The 15893-nt window shown below is 69.2% G+C and carries 20 protein-coding genes and 1 pseudogene; 10 read left to right on the top strand and 11 right to left on the bottom strand.

Features of this window, described 5'->3' with window-relative positions; translation table 11 throughout:
• The first annotated feature begins 2 nt into the window (after positions 1-2).
• From ACL02T_RS09850 to ACL02T_RS09840, 3 genes are all read left to right on the top strand, one after another.
• A complete protein-coding gene (locus tag ACL02T_RS09850) occupies positions 3-899 on the top strand; it encodes a ParB/RepB/Spo0J family partition protein (protein ID WP_412830324.1) in 897 nt (298 codons plus the stop codon).
• Between the two features lie 897 nt (positions 900-1796).
• A complete protein-coding gene (locus tag ACL02T_RS09845) occupies positions 1797-2489 on the top strand; it encodes a hypothetical protein (protein WP_412830323.1) in 693 nt (230 codons plus the stop codon).
• 230 nt (positions 2490-2719) lie between these two features.
• A complete protein-coding gene (locus tag ACL02T_RS09840) occupies positions 2720-3523 on the top strand; it encodes a hypothetical protein (protein WP_412830322.1) in 804 nt (267 codons plus the stop codon).
• Here ACL02T_RS09840 and ACL02T_RS09835 read toward each other — a convergent pair.
• From ACL02T_RS09835 to ACL02T_RS09815, 5 genes are all read right to left on the bottom strand, one after another.
• Positions 3489-4658 carry an ATP-binding protein gene (locus ACL02T_RS09835; protein WP_412830552.1) on the bottom strand — a complete coding sequence of 390 codons (1170 nt, stop codon included), beginning with the start codon at positions 4656-4658 and terminating at the stop codon, positions 3489-3491. The genes ACL02T_RS09840 and ACL02T_RS09835 overlap by 35 nt on opposite strands.
• 87 nt (positions 4659-4745) lie before the next feature.
• Positions 4746-5081: an AfsR/SARP family transcriptional regulator gene (locus ACL02T_RS09830; protein ID WP_412830321.1), complete on the bottom strand. Its 336-nt coding sequence runs from the start codon at positions 5079-5081 to the stop codon at positions 4746-4748.
• A 602-nt stretch (positions 5082-5683) separates the two neighbouring features.
• Complete coding sequence (locus ACL02T_RS09825) at positions 5684-6637, bottom strand: hypothetical protein (protein WP_412830320.1); 954 nt, start codon at positions 6635-6637, stop codon at positions 5684-5686.
• The gene (locus ACL02T_RS09820; protein ID WP_412830319.1) at positions 6634-6969 is read right to left on the bottom strand and encodes a PadR family transcriptional regulator; all 336 of its coding nucleotides are present in this window, start codon (positions 6967-6969) and stop codon (positions 6634-6636) included. Before ACL02T_RS09820 ends, ACL02T_RS09825 begins: the two co-directional genes overlap by 4 nt.
• A 364-nt stretch (positions 6970-7333) precedes the next feature.
• Positions 7334-8173, bottom strand: coding sequence for a hypothetical protein (locus ACL02T_RS09815; protein WP_412830318.1), 840 nt, complete (start codon positions 8171-8173; stop codon positions 7334-7336).
• A 328-nt stretch (positions 8174-8501) separates the two neighbouring features.
• On the opposite strand from ACL02T_RS09815, the gene ACL02T_RS09810 reads away from it, so the two are divergent.
• Positions 8502-8768: a hypothetical protein gene (locus tag ACL02T_RS09810; RefSeq protein ID WP_412830317.1), complete on the top strand. Its 267-nt coding sequence runs from the start codon at positions 8502-8504 to the stop codon at positions 8766-8768.
• Positions 8769-8818: 50 nt separating this feature from the next.
• The gene (locus tag ACL02T_RS09805) at positions 8819-9811 is read left to right on the top strand and encodes a coiled-coil domain-containing protein (protein ID WP_412830316.1); all 993 of its coding nucleotides are present in this window, start codon (positions 8819-8821) and stop codon (positions 9809-9811) included.
• A gap of 333 nt (positions 9812-10144) precedes the next feature.
• Here ACL02T_RS09805 and ACL02T_RS09800 read toward each other — a convergent pair whose 3' ends face one another.
• Positions 10145-10690 carry a hypothetical protein gene (locus tag ACL02T_RS09800; RefSeq protein ID WP_412830315.1) on the bottom strand — a complete coding sequence of 182 codons (546 nt, stop codon included), beginning with the start codon at positions 10688-10690 and terminating at the stop codon, positions 10145-10147.
• Positions 10691-10971: 281 nt separating this feature from the next.
• Here ACL02T_RS09800 and ACL02T_RS09795 point away from each other — a divergent pair, with 281 nt between their 5' ends.
• A complete protein-coding gene (locus ACL02T_RS09795) occupies positions 10972-11163 on the top strand; it encodes a hypothetical protein (RefSeq protein ID WP_412830314.1) in 192 nt (63 codons plus the stop codon).
• Between the two features lie 8 nt (positions 11164-11171).
• Here the strand turns inward: ACL02T_RS09795 and ACL02T_RS09790 are convergent, their stop codons facing one another.
• The 4 genes from ACL02T_RS09790 to ACL02T_RS09775 form a co-directional block, all read right to left on the bottom strand.
• Entirely contained in the window at positions 11172-11453 is a 282-nt protein-coding gene (locus tag ACL02T_RS09790; RefSeq protein WP_412830313.1) for a DUF397 domain-containing protein, read from the bottom strand.
• A 186-nt stretch (positions 11454-11639) separates the two neighbouring features.
• A complete protein-coding gene (locus ACL02T_RS09785) occupies positions 11640-11990 on the bottom strand; it encodes an NlpC/P60 family protein (RefSeq protein ID WP_412830312.1) in 351 nt (116 codons plus the stop codon).
• A gap of 287 nt (positions 11991-12277) precedes the next feature.
• Positions 12278-12442: a hypothetical protein gene (locus tag ACL02T_RS09780; protein ID WP_412830311.1), complete on the bottom strand. Its 165-nt coding sequence runs from the start codon at positions 12440-12442 to the stop codon at positions 12278-12280.
• Between the two features lie 129 nt (positions 12443-12571).
• Positions 12572-13207, bottom strand: coding sequence for a hypothetical protein (locus tag ACL02T_RS09775; RefSeq protein WP_412830310.1), 636 nt, complete (start codon positions 13205-13207; stop codon positions 12572-12574).
• A 306-nt stretch (positions 13208-13513) separates the two neighbouring features.
• On the opposite strand from ACL02T_RS09775, the gene ACL02T_RS09770 reads away from it, so the two are divergent.
• From ACL02T_RS09770 to ACL02T_RS09755, 4 genes and pseudogenes are all read left to right on the top strand, one after another.
• Positions 13514-13864: a YajG family lipoprotein gene (locus tag ACL02T_RS09770; protein ID WP_412830309.1), complete on the top strand. Its 351-nt coding sequence runs from the start codon at positions 13514-13516 to the stop codon at positions 13862-13864.
• Between the two features lie 211 nt (positions 13865-14075).
• Positions 14076-14360 carry a DUF732 domain-containing protein gene (locus ACL02T_RS09765; RefSeq protein ID WP_412830308.1) on the top strand — a complete coding sequence of 95 codons (285 nt, stop codon included), beginning with the start codon at positions 14076-14078 and terminating at the stop codon, positions 14358-14360.
• Between the two features lie 298 nt (positions 14361-14658).
• Positions 14659-14949, top strand: coding sequence for a pentapeptide repeat-containing protein (locus ACL02T_RS09760; RefSeq protein WP_412830551.1), 291 nt, complete (start codon positions 14659-14661; stop codon positions 14947-14949).
• A pseudogene (locus tag ACL02T_RS09755) lies at positions 14882-15070 on the top strand (pentapeptide repeat-containing protein); the annotation flags it as partial. The gene ACL02T_RS09760 and the pseudogene ACL02T_RS09755, both read left to right, overlap by 68 nt.
• Before the next feature lie 246 nt (positions 15071-15316).
• Here the strand turns inward: ACL02T_RS09755 and ACL02T_RS09750 are convergent.
• A complete protein-coding gene (locus ACL02T_RS09750; protein WP_412830307.1) occupies positions 15317-15862 on the bottom strand; it encodes an ImmA/IrrE family metallo-endopeptidase in 546 nt (181 codons plus the stop codon).
• Between the last annotated feature and the right edge of the window lie 31 nt (positions 15863-15893).

Here is a 15893-nt window from a genome sequence, read left to right as displayed (position 1 = left end):
CCATGGGTAAGCGCGTCAACTTCGCTGCGTTGGCCGAGGAAGAAGTCCCCGACTTTGCCCCCACGCCTCGGCCCAACCTCTCACCCGCACCTGCACCTGCACCTGCACCCGAGCCGAACCTCGACGACGGCGTCCAGGCCCCGCCGCCGCCGTCGCAGCTTGGCGAATCCGTCCTCCCCATATCCGACATCGCGGGCAATCCTCTCAATCGTCCGGGCGCGGAAGACGAGACCGACGACGACGACTTCCGCGACCTCGTCGACACTGTCCGCACGCACGGCGTGCTCCAGCCGATCCTGGTCTGCTCCAGCGACGCCTTCGCTGAACGCTATCCGGACCACCGTCAAGCGATCGACGGCTCCAAGTGGGTCGCCCTCATCGGTAACCGCCGCCTGAAGGCGGCAACCGAGGCCGGGCTCTCCGAAGTTCCGGCCGTGGTCAACGACGAGCGGATCCCCTCGATGTACGAGGTGATGCTGGTCGAGAACGGCCACAGAAAGAACTTGGCTCCGCTCGACGAGGCCCAGGCGATGGCGCGGGTGACTGAGGAGGGCGTCAGCCAGAAGGAGCTGGCTCGCCGCATTGGCCGTAGCAAGATGTATGTCAGCCAGCGGCTCGCGCTGCTCGGCCTGATCCCGGAACTTCAGGATGCCCTCAGGGTCGGGATCCTCAAGGTGGAGCTCGCTCGGCAGTTTGGAACGCTGCCCGAGGAGGAGCAGCGGGCCATCGTCGAAGCAGGTCCGCCCTATCGGCGCCCTACGGCCGCACAGCAAGCCGGGCCGCGCTCGACTCGCCGCATCTCCGCCGCCACTCCCGAGCAGGCCGCCGACTCCATCCGGAAGCTCTTCACCCCCGATGAGCTCACCGAGCTGATTCGGCTTCTCGGCGCCAGGGATTGACGTCTGTCTGGTGGGTGGCCACGGGACGCTGCTGGCCACCCACCAGACAGATCGAGCATGCTCCGGGTACAGCCGTCCCTTCCGAGTGCCGGCCCCTGCTCCGGCCCGCTCGTAGCCAGACGGTAAACGGCGTTTACGGGCACACCGAAGCCGCGGCGATTACTCCGCCCTCATAGGCTGACCTGTCGGAATGCGTCGAACCTGCCGCTCCGGCTGGCCTGCCCGTCCGGGTTTGTGTGGTCTCCGTCTCGACGGCCTCTGCATCAAGCGCCAGTTCACGCCAGTCCAGTCCGCATCGTGAAATGGATCCAGCCTTCGGAGTACTGCCGGGCGCAGCAGGCCTACGCAACACGCAAGGAACCGCCAAGACGCAGGTTGCCACGCCACAACCTACACGCGATCCCAGGTGAATCTAGTGGAAACTGTAGATACAGGCACGAGCGCCTTGGCGCCACATTCCCGTACCTGCTGGTCGGCGAGTTGCAGGCCGAAGAGCGGGTGGTCACCCGATCTTGCGTGCAGCCCGTGGTGCGGCAGTGCGAGAACGCATCGCGGCGTCAGCGCCCATTCCAGCCCTGGCAGAAGCTTGGCGACGGCAACCCAGCATCTGGTTCCTGTGTTAGACGTGAGCGATCTGCCGGCCCGTCGGTTCGGTCCGGGCGCTGCGGCATCGACCGCAGCGAACTTTGTCCGTGCGACGTCGACTCCGGCGGCGGCTGCGGCCCCGACACGTGCGCAGTCCTCAAATCGCTCCCTCACCGCGGAATGTCCGGTCAAGCAGTTGTATTGGTCGGGACCACCGGCGGACAACGTCACCTCCGTTGCGGCCAGTGAAGATCGTCATCGCCGCCGGGCGGCACCGTCAGAGAAAATCTGACGGTGGCCATCCCTCCTCCCGTGACCGCCGAGCAGGCTGCCGCTGCGATCGATCGGATCGCGGAGCGGCGTCGACGAGTTGACGACCCGAACGCGTGGCGGCTGTCCGAGGATCCGGCAGACGTACTGGCCTTTCTCCGCAGCTACAGCCGCGGGATGCCCGCTTGGGTGCTCGAGGCGGACGTGCTTGACGGGCTCGAGCTGCGGTTGCGGTTGTGGTGGCTGGGCGAGGTTGCTGAGTCCTGGCTGCTTGAGCAGGCGGACCGTCTCGGCGTGCCGCCGCGTCTCGTTGGTGGGCGATTGGGGGTGAGCACCCGGCAGGGCGTACACGACCGCCGGCGTGCGGCGCGACACAAGGTCGCCCGCCTGCGTGGCGAGCCTGTTGGCGACCTGGGAAGGCCTGCTGGCCAGGGCAAGCGAGGACAGGAGACCGAATGGCTCCAGCGACATCGCGCGGACCTCCTCGCCATAGCCGAAGTTGCGGTCGGACATGCCGAGCTCGGTGACGAGGAAGCGGCCGAGTGGCTGATCGAAGTGGCCCGTGACCTGCGCGACGCAGTTCTAACGCCGGGGTCACTCCAACTCTTGCGCTTCGCTTTGGTCGCGCTCGCCGCCAGTCCAGAAGTCGAGCATCTCGCCGACCACCATCCCTTGAGACGGACTTTCAGCCGCTGGTCACAGCTGTTCTCGACGTATCCGGCATCGGCAAGCTAGGCAAGACCACGTCTCTCGCCTTACCGCGAAGCCACAGTGGCCGACGAGGACGGCCAGCTCGCCGTTCGACCTGCGGTTCCGGTGGGCGTGGCGCCGGTGGGCTACGTTGAGGCTCGAATCGTCCGGCAGCTGGGCTGATGCCGCCGCCCAGATGGGGGAGTCGACTGGGATCATCGGGGTCGCGGAAGTCAGCTTGTCGAGGCGCCCTGATCACTACCTAGCGGGGTCTGATGTCGAGTTTCGGTGAGTGGGCGGCGACCGTCGTGCTCTATATGGACGCCGACGAGCTCGACGAGGGGGGTGTCGTCGAGCTGCTCGAGGCCCTCGCGCATCGCGACGCGGCCGTGACCAACAAGGACGGTCGGCTTGCTGTTCAGCTATCGGTACCGGCGGGCTCGCCGATCGAGGCCGTCGGCGTCGCGGTCGCTGACATTCTGTCGGCGGCGAACGTGCGAGCGGGCCTAGACGTGGCCGTCGAGGCGGTCGAGGCCAGAGCGCCGGCGCAGACACCGCAGCGTGCCATCACCGCTCCCGCTGGGCCTCGATCACGTGGGGCGGGGCTACGGACGGGACCGTCCTCGCGGGTGGTCTCCATCGGGTCGCGGCGTGCCGTTGCCGCCGAGCCAGGCTTCGACGACGAGCACGCGCGACTTAATGACCCGCGGCCAGACGACCAAGCTGACCAGGTCGAGGAGCAAGCGGATGAAGAGCCCGCCGCTCCCGACGTCGAGCTTGACGACTTCCCCAGCGATGAGCCCGAGCTGCCAGAGGAGCCCAGGTCGCCACATAGCAGTCCGACGGCTAGTGACCCAGCGGACCTCGCCGAGCTCGGAGTCGCTGTGCCGACGGGGTTCGCGCTCAAGGAGGGTCACGCCGTGGTCGCGTTCGTGGCGCGGCGCTGGCGGCACGCGACGGTCGTGCACCGGGATAGACACACTGTGCTGGTGAGATACGACTCGGACCGGATCCCGCCTGGCCCTCGTGAGCTGCGAGTCGACGTCAGCCGGGTGCGCGTTCCCCTCGACCGCGGGTAACGCCAACGTCTGCTCGCTGGGCTGCGCTGGTCAGTGGCGGCCCGAGCAGTCGTGCGCGGACATCGGATTGGCGTAGATAATGAACCAGGTCAGCTCGAGCTGGTCCGCACTTCCTGTTCGCTGCCCCCAGCCGGCCTGCGCGGCGTAGTCCTCCGGACGGGGCGAATGTTTGAGCGCGCTGATCCGCTGGTCGGTGATCCAGTGCAACGCTCCGCGCGGATCCGTGGCGGGCCGCGGCCACCCGGCTCAGCTGCCGGGCCGTCGCCCCCGGCCCGGGTACGGCCAGGGACGGGATGCGCCAGGCGACCTCGCCGTCGACCCGCAGCGGCTCACGGCTGGTCGCCAGCACCACCACACCGCGACACCGGCGCAGCACCTCGTGGACCAGACGCGCGCAAGGGTCGACCAGGTGCTCGCAGTTGTCCAGCACCAGCATCAGCCGGCGCCCGCCGAGCTGGCGGACCAGCGCCGGCAGCGGCGCACCGCGCTCCGGGAGGGTCAGCCCCAGCGCGCCAGCCACCTGGTGGGCGAGCAGGTCGCCCCTGGACAGCACGGCTAGCTCGACCAGCCACACCCCGTCGGGATGACGTCCCGGCCGCCGGCGCGCAAGCTCCGTCGCCAACCGGGTCTTCCCCGCCCCACCCGGCCCCGTGATCGTGAGCAACCGAGTCTGCTCCAGGACCGCAGCGGTCTCCTCCAGCTCGTCCCCACGGCCGATCAGTGCGCTGACCGCGACGGGCAGGTTGTGCAGCCCGGAGCCCGGCTCCCGAGACGGACTCGGCTCCAGAACCCCGTCGGCGTCCTCGGCCGAGCCCGCGAGCAGGTCGCGGTAGAGCCGGCGGGTCCGCGGATCAGGCAACCCGCCGTACTCGCGCCCGATCTCGTCGCGTAGCCGCTCGAACACCATCAGCGCCTCCGAGCGGCGCCCCTCCGCCGCCAGCGCCCGCATAAGCGCCCGCGCCACCGGTTCGTCGAGCTCGTCCTCGGCCAGGATCGGCAGCAGCATCTCGACGACGTGCCGATGCCGGCACTGCTCGCCGGCGGCCGCAGCCGCAGCCAGGGCGAGCTCCGTACGCCGACCCCGCAGGACGTCCCGGTGTGGCTGGGCCCAGGCCTCGTGGCGGTCCTCCGGCAGCAGCTCGCTGGCGCCCGCCGCCAGCGTGCGCTCGAGAAGCCGGAGATCCGTTGAGCCGCGGGCCTCGTGCGCCCGCTGCAGGAAGACCTACAGGTCGACGACGACCTGCCGCCCGGGCGCGAGCACCACCAGGTCACGACGCAGGACGACACCCCGGTCGATCCCCACCGTGGCCAGGGCACACCGGGCCGCGTGGACCACCTGGTGCAGATTGTTCCTGGTCGCGACTCCATCGCGGTCCGGCCACCACAGCCGGCACAACCGGTCTCTGTGGACGCGCCGGTCTCGCTCGAGGGCCAGCAGCTTCACCAGGGTGCGGGCCTTGCGCAGCCGCCAGACGCCGTCGTCGACCGTCCGGACGCCCACGCCGACCGCGAAGCCGCCCAGGAGCCGAACCGACAGAGTGTCCGGTGCCGCGTCCACGCCTGCGCCCTCCCCGCACGTCGCGAGGCACATCCGGGGGCGAGTGTGACGGGAACAGCCGGCCCGCGACAAGAACACCCCGATCCACGGCCGGCTGCAGGCCAGCTTCGTCGGGACAGGGACACCAGATGGCCTGTCTGAGCCATATCGGCGCCGCGGCACCTCGCTGAACTGGAAAGAGCCAAGTCGAATGAGGCGGAATGCCCCATCCACGTCTCCCGAACCTGGCTCCTGCGGAGGCGCGGTCGAGCCGGCGTCGGTGAGGGTCCTGATCGCAGGGTCAGCACCCGCGGTGGAGAAGGATCGGGTGCTCGTGCATTGGCCATACTGCCGCGGGGATCTCGACGCGTACCCGAGGCGAGCCGGCGCGTCAGCCATCAGCGAGTTCCGGCAGCCGCACCCTTGCCAGCTCCGCGGCGAGTGTTCGCGCTCGGCGTCGAACGCGCGCCGTGACTGCGTATGAAGATCCTTCCAACGCAGATCATCAAAGCCGTTCTCGGGCAGGGGAGTGGCTGCCCCTCGGGCTTGGCGCGGATCTCCCAATAGATCTCCCGGCTCCCGGTCTCGGACTTGGCGTCCGCGGTGATATACATGTTTGCCCCTCATGGACGCACCGCCTGACCCTTCGCGGGCACGCGCGCCCGGTCGATTGCGAGCAGGACGACCGCGCCGAGGAGCAACGCCCCGGTCACTGCGATGCGCGCGGCGACGAACTGCGCAGGCAGGCCCTCCGCCGAGAGCAAGCCCGCGAGACCGAGGGTCTGGGCCACGCCCTCGGTGGCGCACGCCAGGGCGGCGGCGAGCGCGGTGCGCAGCGACAGGAGCACCGCGAGCGCGAGGGTGAGCAGGCCGATGACCGCGGCCCAGTCGATTCCTAAGGCACGTGCGACCGCGGCGAGGACCGCGGTGACCCCGACCGCCCCCACACCCACCGCCACCAGGAGCGACCGGTGCCGGACGGGATCGACACCCGATTCGTCGCCCGGCCGCCGGATCGCGCCCAGGCCCAGCACGGTGGCCGCCGCCAGCAGCGCGAACGCCGCGGCGGTCCACCCAGGGGCGAGGACGAAGGACACGATCGAGAACACCACGGCGAGGACACCGAACCCCCTCGCCGTGCGCGGCCTGCCCAGGAGCAGCGCCACGAACGCGCCGACCCACACGAGGTCGCTTGCCGCGGACGCCCAGAGCTCGGGCGGCCGCGCTTCGACCTGCAGCGGGAAGCGCTGCGCCGCCCACAGCAGCGACACCGCGCCGAGCAGCCCGACCACGGCCTGCACGAGCACGAGACACACCGCCGCCGCCCCGATCGCCTCCCCTCGGCGCGCGACACGGCGATCAGCGCTGTGCGGGCTCAGCCGCAGCACGACGGCGAGCCGCAGGACCGCCGCGATCTCGGCCCAGCCCGGCGAGCCGTACTCGGCGCGCAGGTCCGGGTCCGGCCCCGCGAGCTCCGCGTCGAGGAAGGTCGCCGTCATCTCCTCGCCCCAGCGCTTCCGGTAGCCGGCGGGCAGTGTTCGCAGCAGCAGCCGGTACCGCCGCTCCAGCCGGCTCATGCCGCCCCCTCGGGGTCGATCCGCCACCCTCGCAGCCGCTCGGTCGCCAGCCGCGCCGCGGCCTCCTGACGTGCCGCGTCGGTCGCGAGCGCCCGGCGACCGTCGTCGGTGATCCGGTAGTAGCGCCGGAGCCTGCCGTTCACGACCTCCTCGCGGTCCGGCTCGACGAGCCCGTCGCCCACGAACCGGTCCAGCACCCCGTAGAGAGTGCCCACCCGGAGCCGGACAGCCCCGCCCGACAGCTCCTCGACCTCACCGATGAGCCCGTACCCGTGCTGCGGCCCGCCAGCGAGGGCCGTCAGGACCAGGAAGGCCTGCTCCGTCAACGCCATACGACCAAATATATCGACTCACGAGATATCACGCGACCCTGACCATAACCGGGAGGACCCAGAGCACGGAAGCCGCCGGCTTCGGGGGACGACCTCACGACGGACGCGTCTGCGAATGGCATCCGGTTGGTGTAGCGGGCGGCCGCGCCGGTCAGGATCGTGATCGGCACACGTCCTGGTAGGGGGCAGAACCTTCACGGGACAGGACATCAGCTGTCCTGTATCAGTGCAGGTGCCGCCACTGCAGCCGGTTGACCTGGGAACCGCCAACTTGAATGAGACGTGTTGCCGAGCCCCGTCGCAGTGAACCTGGCTCGCGTGGGAACGCCGTCGGTGGGCGGCCGCGGCGCCTATGAGGCCGGAGTCAGCCGGTTCGGGGCACTCCGCTGCGGCGGGTGCCGATTGCGGTGGGGATGTCTCCGAGGTGGTCGACGACGGCGGTGAGGACACTTGTGGTCGCGGCAGTGGTGCCGGCGGGAAGGCGGCCGGTGTCGCTGGTGACGGTGTCGTGTTCGCCAGCGTAGTGGCCGGTGTCGGGGTCGACGAGCAGGTCGCGGTCGCGGTGGGGGCTGTGCCAGCGCAGGGCCAGGCGGGTGTGGCCGTCGACGTCGGTGGCCTGGTCGATCAGCTCCACGTCGTCGAGTTGAACAAGTGCCTGGTAGATCGCTTCGCGGAGTTCGGCCGGTACCCGGCCGCTGCGCAGCAGGTCGGCGGCGGAGGTGAACGGGCCGGAGAAGGGTGTGTCGGGGCTGTCGTGCTGGAGTCGGCGCAGTAGCGGGTGGGGCTCGCGGGGCAGTTCAGCCAGGAAGCGGTGGTCGGGCTGTTGCCAGCTTCCCGCGTGGGGTTCGACCGCCGCGGCGCGGTGGCGGGTCGGGTGCTCGGAGTGCGCCTGCCCCGGCTGCGTGGCCTGAGTCCGGCTGGGTTGCTCGAGGTCGATGCCGTCGGCGTGGGCCTGTTCCTCGGCGCCCAGCACCCAGATGCGGCGTCCGGTGTCGCGCTGGTCGGAGAACCAGTCGGCGGCGGGATCAGCCGGAAGCCAGCGGTCCCTGCGCTGCTCAGCCAAAACGGCGTAGCGGGTCTCGGGGACGCCGTCGCGGCCGCTGAGGAAGCTGTGGAAACCCATCGACCAGGCGTGGGTTGAGACCAGCAGGTACTGGCCCTCGCCGATAAGCTCGTCGGTCGCTCGAATCACGTAGTCGCTCAAGCTCACTGCCCCTCAACGAGAGTCCGCTGTTGATAGAGGGCAGCGTCGCAGATGGGCAGTCGCGCTTGTCGTACCCCGGTCGAAGCCCTGTGCCGGCGGCAATCAGCTGAGACGTGGTGCCAAGTCGATCTCCCTACCCCCCGTACGGCCTTCGGTGCGGCAGGAGGGGAAGAGGACACCCACTCGTCGGCCGGTTGACCCCGGGAGTTTGTGCCCGGTTCTGACCCCGGAGAAGAAGGTTTCTCCCCGGTTGACCCCAAGCCCTCTTCAGCAATTGTCGAATTTCTGCCGCAATTCAAATTCCGTAACTGGTGAAGGTGGTGGGCGAATGGGCCTGGACGCGACGGTTTCCGCAGGTCAGCGGCCCGACCCGGAGGTGCGGCGGGCCCGGGTGGCCGCGGTGCGCGCCCAGGCCCGCCGGTGCGCGGCCGGGCTGCGCACCGGCGAGGCCGCGTATCCGGCGGGGGAGTGGGCGCGACGCGAACGCGAGGCCCTCGACGCCCTGCACGTCCTCACTGCGTTCCTGCACCTGCACCCGAATGACCCGGTGGCCCAGGCCATCGCCACCGAGCTCACCAACCCGGCGGCGTTATGACAACCCAGGCCGATGCGGCGCAGGTCCCGGCTGGGGCGGGGAAGGGGCGGTTGTGTGCGTTCCGCCGCTGCCGCGCCCCGATCCCGCCGACCACCGGGCGGGGGAACCGGGCCCGCTACTGCCAAGACGGCAAAACCTGGGGCCCGAACGAGCTGTCCTGCAAGGCCGCCGAGGCCGCCTTCGTCGCGGTCGAGTCGCTGACCGCGGGCGAGGACACCGCGTTCGGGCCGGCGGTGCTCGAGGACCTCGGCGCCCAGATCGCCGTGGCGCGGGGTCCGCTGCAGGAGCTGCTCGAGGCGGTGACGGGCGTGGGGGAGCAGATCGGCGCGGCCACCCGGGCCGCGCTGACCGAGCGGGACGCCGCCCTCGCTGCGGCCGCCGAGGCCACCGGCGCCCGGGAGCTGGCCGAGCAGCGCGCGGCCGCCGCCGAGGAGGACGCCGGCGCGGCCGCCGCCCGGGCAGCCGCGGCGCTGGACCGGGCCGCGGCTGCCGAGCGCGCGCAGCACCGGGCCGAACAGGACACCGCGGCCGCGACCCGGGAGCAGCTGCGCGCCGAGGGCCGCCTCGCCGCCCTCGAAGACCGCCTGGCCCGCGCCGAAGAACTCGCCGAGGCCGCCGCCGCCCAGGTCGGCGAGCTACGCGACCGACTCGCCGCCCTGGCCGCCACCCGGCACGCCACCCAGACCGCCCTCGACGACGAACGCACCCGCACACGCGACCTGATCGAGGCACACCGCACCGAACTCGCCGCCCGCGACGACGCCCTGGCCGCCGCCCGCGCGGAACACGCCGCCGAGCTCGAGCGGCTACGCCGCGACGCCACGACGGCCGCCGACGACGCCCGCGCCCAGCACAGCGCCGCCCTCGCCCAGCAGCGCGCCGAGCTCACCGCGACCGCCCAACAGCAGGCCACCGAACACGCCCACCAGCTCGCCGCGCTACACCGCCAACTCGGCGCCGCCGACCACGAGATCCGCGACCTCCGCGCACGACTCAGCGCGATTGACGCTGCTGATTCAGACAGCGCTCGGGAGTACTACTAGGCATCCGTGGCTCCGACGCGATGACCGAAGCCTTGAGAGCGAGTGACGGTCAGGCTTGGCGACCCGCAGAGGAATAGCCGCAGGCACGTTGGCGCTCCATCGGATCCCAAATTAGTCGCGACGCCATGGCTCGTGAATTTGTACACCCGCTCGATCGGGACCGGCCCCGCTGCGGCCGCTGGTTGCCCTGTTTCAGGTCCTCGGTGCGAGGACGGTCTATGACAGGTGTGTCACGGGCAAGTTGCGCAGACGTACGCCGCTGGCTTCCACTATCAAGTCGCACGCATAGCGTTTGATCAAGCGAGCAGTCGAGCGGCGTTAACCCTTTCTTCGCTAAAGCTCATACGTTGCGCCGCATCGTTCGAAGCGAACGCCTCCGACCTGCTGAGGGAATGATCCGGTGACGTCTTCGCCGTCAATCAGGGCTCGACACCTCACGTCTGTTGCACCTTGCAGGTAGTAGCGTACCAGGACTTTCGTGGCGGCAGGCACGTCGACTTCGGCGCGCCAGGGAAGGTTAGTCACGCCGTACATGTCGCCTACGCTCTTTTCGCTGTAACCTCCTGGCCCGTTCGTGTATGTGACCATCCTCACCGATCCGCCATTAGCAGCGAGTTCGTAGGTGACCTTGTGCGGCCTAGTTAGGGTTACTGGCTGAGCAACTGCGGCTTGCGTTGTTTGATTCTCAAGGTCGCACCTGGTGTCGCACTTGTTGACCGGCTCACACTGCTGCTGCACTGTGATTACTGGTGTCGTCGCTCCGCTAGGGCCGGCACATCCAGCTACCAGCGATCCGAGCAGCACCGAAACACCTAACAGGGACAACCAGGGAGTCCTGCGAATTTTGATGTTGTCAAGCGAGGTAAAGAACGTGCTCATATTCCTTCCCGGGGAAGCACTTGGAGCGCACGCCTATTGAGGTTCAAGAGCCTCGACGTCGTGACACTTGAGTCTGGGCATCGGCGCGAACAATGATATTATTTGTACGCGGCATGGAGCTCGATCTGGGACCCAATACGACCGCCGAGTCATCCGGCCTATGCGCGTCACGGCCAGAACGTGAACCGACGCTAACCCTCCTTCTAGTAGTGCGTTCAGTGCGCATTCGTCGGTCGGTCCTCTGGGGAATCATTAGCCGGTGCGGCGCGCGCTGGAGGGGGTTGCTGCTGTCGCGGGTAGCGGCGGCTGGTCAGGACGCGCACCGGCTGGTAGATCGCTGCGCCCAGGACCAGGAGGGCAATCAGGATGCCGACAGCGGTGCTCATTCGGCGACAACGCGAACCGAGGACGTGGCCCTGAATTCGGACGAAGCACGTGAATTGCTTGCCGCGCGTGTGGCCGAGCTGCGGTGAGCGCACGGTCAGGGCCGAGGTGTACGGCGCAGGGGGAGGTCGAACTCGTTGTTGCGGACGCCGAGCAGGAACACCTCCCATTCCCGGGCGGTGAACCGCAGGACCGGTCCCTCGGGGTCTTTGGAATCGCGCACGACGACTTGGCCGGGGGTGAAGGCGACGTCCCTGCAGGTCTGGTCGGAGCCCTGGCTGAAGGTGCTGTGCCGCCAGACGAGCCCGCCGAGCTCGGGATCGGCACGCTGGACGTCGGCGATGTGATCGGCCGTCCCGGGTTGATGCTGTGTGGTCATAGTTCGTCTCGCCGTTCTCCTGGGAGCCGAAGTGGGGGGTGGGCCGTCCCGCGCACCCCTCCTGCGCGGGACGGCTGGGAACGGGCCGCTGGCAGCGTTGGAGGGGTGCGCTGCCAGCGGCGCAGGTCGCGCTGGTCGCCGGCGACGGGTGCGCTGGGCACCGGTGGCCGGCCGGGCGGGACCGGGCTAGATGCCGACCCAGCCGAGGTAGCGGCTCGGGTCGTAGGCGCTGATGGCCATGATGTGAATCCCGGCGGTGCGCCCGTCGTAGGTGCTGATCATCTCGCCGTTGCCCAGGCTGATCGCGACGTGTCCGGGGGCGCCGGCAGCGGAACGGAAGAACACCAGTGCGCCGCGCGGCGGGTTGCGGTCGCCGGGATGCTTGTTCGCCGCCACCGTCCAGTAGATGTAGGCGCTGTCGTGAGCGGGCCCGTAGGGCAGCCCGTCGGTGATGTTGCGGCCGGCGGACAGGTAGGCCTGGTAAACCGCGGCCAGGCACAGCCCGTCGTACTGGCGGCTGCCCAGCCGCGCGCTCATCCAGCCGATCGCCTTGTCCGCCGCCGAGGCAGCGGGCGGACAGCGCACCCGGCGCTGGCTGCCGCGACCAGCAGCGCGCCGACGGCGGTGCGGCCGCCGCGACTCCTTCTCGAGCGACGATCGCAGGCGTCACCGGACGTGGCAGTGTCGTGATCGCAGGGGGCTGCGGTGCGGGCGGTGTCGCCTGTGGTGTTCATGGGGGTGATCAGACCGCTGCAGGGGTGGGGGCGACGAGACTGCTGTGCAGCAGTGGCCCGTGTGGGCGCTGCTGTGCAGCAGGGTCTCGCTCACCCGCGCCAGGGCTGCACGGCCCGGTCGATCCGGGTCCGGGGCGGGGCCAGGAATCCCGCGCGGACCAGGACGTACACGTACTCCGGGTCGGTCAACCCGCACGCCCGGTGCAGTCCGAGCTGGATCGCCTTCTCGCGGACCTTCTTCAGCCGTTCCTGCACGGCGGACTCGCTGACCCCCAGAGCGCGGGCCGCCGACCACGAGATCCGCGAGCTGCGCGCCCAGCTGGCTACCGCGCCCGTCGACCGGGGCGAGTAACGATCAGGCTGGCGTGCCCCGTAGAACGCCGTTCACACGGTGTCGGCGGAGTTGAGGTAGCCGATCGGGCCCCCCGAGGAGACGATGATGCGGCTGTCCATGATGCGCTCCACGAGCGGACGCAGATGGCCGGGGAGCGGCTCGCGGACCGTACCGACCATTCCGGGTGAGATCCGCGCGAGGAGCTCACCGGCGAACTGGTGCCGCGGCTTGTCCTCGCCCGGGCGGGTAATGGACTCCTTGTGCCCGGTGATCTGGTAGACCGCGACCGGGAAGGTCGCCACGGTCACGGCGAACAGCTCGTTGTCCATGACCCGGTCCGGCGTGCAGCGCCACCACCGAAGGCTTGTCTCCTCCAGTTCGGCGTCGGTGTGCTGCACGTGGAAGCCCAACCAACGGCGCGGGTCGGAGAGGTACTTCGCAGGGTCGGCCTGCTGTCGGGCGTCGGTGCGCAGCACCGTGAGCTCTCCATCGACAACGCGCAGGCGCGGCCGACCGAGCAGCTGGTCGACCGATGCTGCGGTGATCGGCAGCGGCAGCATCCCGGCGCGGATCATCTTGTCCACATGAGCAACGTGCAGTTCCAGACGTGCCGCCGCGACCGTGCGCGACAGCGTCTCCGAACGACGGTCGGCTCCTGCGGGCAGGTCGAAGGAAGGCAGAGGCATGAGTTCGGCCCTTCGGTAGGGATAGGTCTCGGTGACCCTTTAATCAGCGGCGCGCGAGCGCGTCCATGTATTGCACAATACATGAGGGCAGGGCGCCCGTCGACAAGGTAGTGAGCTGGACCGGCGGCCACCCTCCAGCGGGCAACCACGCCGGACAAGACTCCACCTCAGGAAGTTGATCTAGTAGCTCCGAGGACCTTCCCATGCAGTCGAGCTGGCTGAGATGACGACGATGAGCACATTTCACCCGGGCCGGTACGGCGCTCCTACCCGACAGTCTCGCCGTGTACCGCCAAGTTGTGCGGCATGAAGCGACTCGTCATGCTGATCATGTTCATGCTGGTCACCGTCCTTGCCGGGTGCGCGAGCGCGCCGCCCACGACCACGCTCACCCTTCACGTCTCCCGCGGCAGCGGCGGGACCGTCAACGTCAGCTACACCTGCCCGGACGGCGAGGACGGCGCGATGAAGGTCTGCACCGCCCCCGCGATCGGCGGCCCCTCCTGGGAGGTGCAGATCGCCTACCCGGTCGGCACCACGGTGCGGCTGCAGACCATCGGCGGATACGTCCGCAGCCAGTGCATGATCCTCGACCAGAGCAAGGCCATGCGGATCGCCGAGGACGACGGCCGGGGCACATGCACCACCACCGCTTGAGCGGGCCCGTGTCCCTCAGCCGCACCGGTCGCCGCCGATCAGACCGAGGTAAGGAGCGGGAACGGCCCGAGGCGCTGGCGGGTCAGCGGTTTGGATGCGGAGTAACTCTGAGCCCTGAACCGGCGATTTGATCACCGTGCGCCGACTTGTCACCCTTGCCCTCCTCGCGCTCCCGCTCGCAGCATGCGGCGCCACCCCCGAACCTGCTCCAGTGCAAGCCTCAGCCGCGCCGGCAGTCCCCACCCAGCCCGCGCGCACCACCCCTGAGATCCAGTACCTCGCCCTCGTTGAAGGCGTCCCGGGTATCGACACCAGTGCAGGCGACGAGGCCCTGGTCCAGGCCGGCTATAAGACGTGCAGCTGGCTGTTGTACGGCTACCCCCGCAACAACGTCGAGGGCCGGGTAATGCTCGAGCTAGGCGTCAATGCAAACACCAGCACAGTCGTCGTGCACGCCGCTACTACCTACATCTGCCCCGATCAGAAGCAGGAGTAGCTGCGGCAACGAGCCCAGTATCCGACGACCAGGCTCGGCGGAACGCGGAGACCGGCCGTGTCCTCACCGAGGGGCACGGCACCGCCTCGACCGCGTGCGCCGCATGGCCAGGTGACGCCCTCCCGAGGACTGAGCCGAGCGCATCGCTGGCGTGTCCTAGCACGAGCTCGAGCGTTGACGCTGAGACGGTTGTCGACGTCCTGATCAGCTTCATCAGCGAGCAGACAACGAAGGACGGGCACCCGGGAACAGAGCTGATGACATCGACGCCCGAGCCGCCTTACAGGTGCTGGTGTCGATGGACCTCTGGCGCACCTCAGCGAGAGCGCTTCACCTAGAGCACGTCGGGCTGACGGGAATCAACCTGCAACGACAGGACCTCCGCCGGAGCAGCTTCATCTACAGCATGCTGAGTGGTGGAAGCCTGGTGTACTGCGACCTCACGGGCGCGGATTTCTCATACTGCATCGGCGAGAACACGTCGCTCCGCAAGTCCCGAGTACGTGGTGCGCGGTTCGTGAATGCACGGTTCACCGGGGGCATGTTCATGGCCGCTGACTTCACCAATACGGACTTCTTCGGGTGCTGACCTGTCGGCGACGTGCTTCGGCACGGTCTACGAAGTGGGCGCAGAGCAACCCGCCGCGGTACTCGTCGGCGCGAACTTCACGGACGCCCTGCTCGACGGCACGATCTTCGTGGGGGCGGATCTGCGTAAGGCGATCGGCATTCGCAAGTCGCAACTGGACCAACCGCGAACTCATGGCCCGGCTCAACACGAGGAACTGAGACGGCAGCGTCGCAACGGCCCCCGTCGGGAACCGAGCGCCGCCACCGGCATCGCCGACGTCCTCGGCGCCCCCGTCACGCCCGTTGCCGTCGGGTGTCCGGCCGGTGACCGCGCGGCCCACCGTCCTCTGGCGCTCGACGGTGACGCTGCCGAGGTCAGTTCACGATCATCGAGCTGCTTGACGCTGCAGGGCCCTGCGCGCCATCACCCGGGCACCCGACATCCGCCAGCGCGCGAACTGCACGCTCACGTTGAAGTGCTCGGCAACCTGCTCGTCGTTCCAGCCGCGGAATGCCGCCCACTGCGCGCCCTTCTCCGGCACGAGCAGCTCACCGGAGAAGAACTTCGCCTGCGTCTCGACGGTCGGGTCGAACTGCCGGCAACCATCGTCGGTCAACAGCACGTCGTCGAAGCCGTGCTCGAGCAGGAAGTGCCCGAGTTCGTGGGCGATCGAGGCCCGCCGGCGCTGCAAGGAGTGGCTGGTGTTCTCCAGGATCACCCGGGCAGAACCAAGAGGCACCAGCGCCGCCGACCAGGCCGACTGACGCGTGGAGAGGAAGTGCTGGACGGCGTCGTCGGAGCAGTGCTCATCGACCAGTTCGTCGATGGGATAGACGTCGACACCGTGAAGCGCGGCCAGGGCATAGGGGTTGAGACGGTCTCGGTCGCCGAGGTGCTGTTCGGCTCGTTCCTCGGCCACGACCTGGCGCATTGCTGCTTGCGTCCACCGCTGCCTCGGCACC

The organism is Pseudonocardia oceanicola, assembly GCF_047200735.1.
Classification (GTDB): Bacteria; Actinomycetota; Actinomycetes; order Mycobacteriales; family Pseudonocardiaceae; genus Pseudonocardia.
This window is presented reverse-complemented; position numbering and strand designations above follow the sequence as displayed.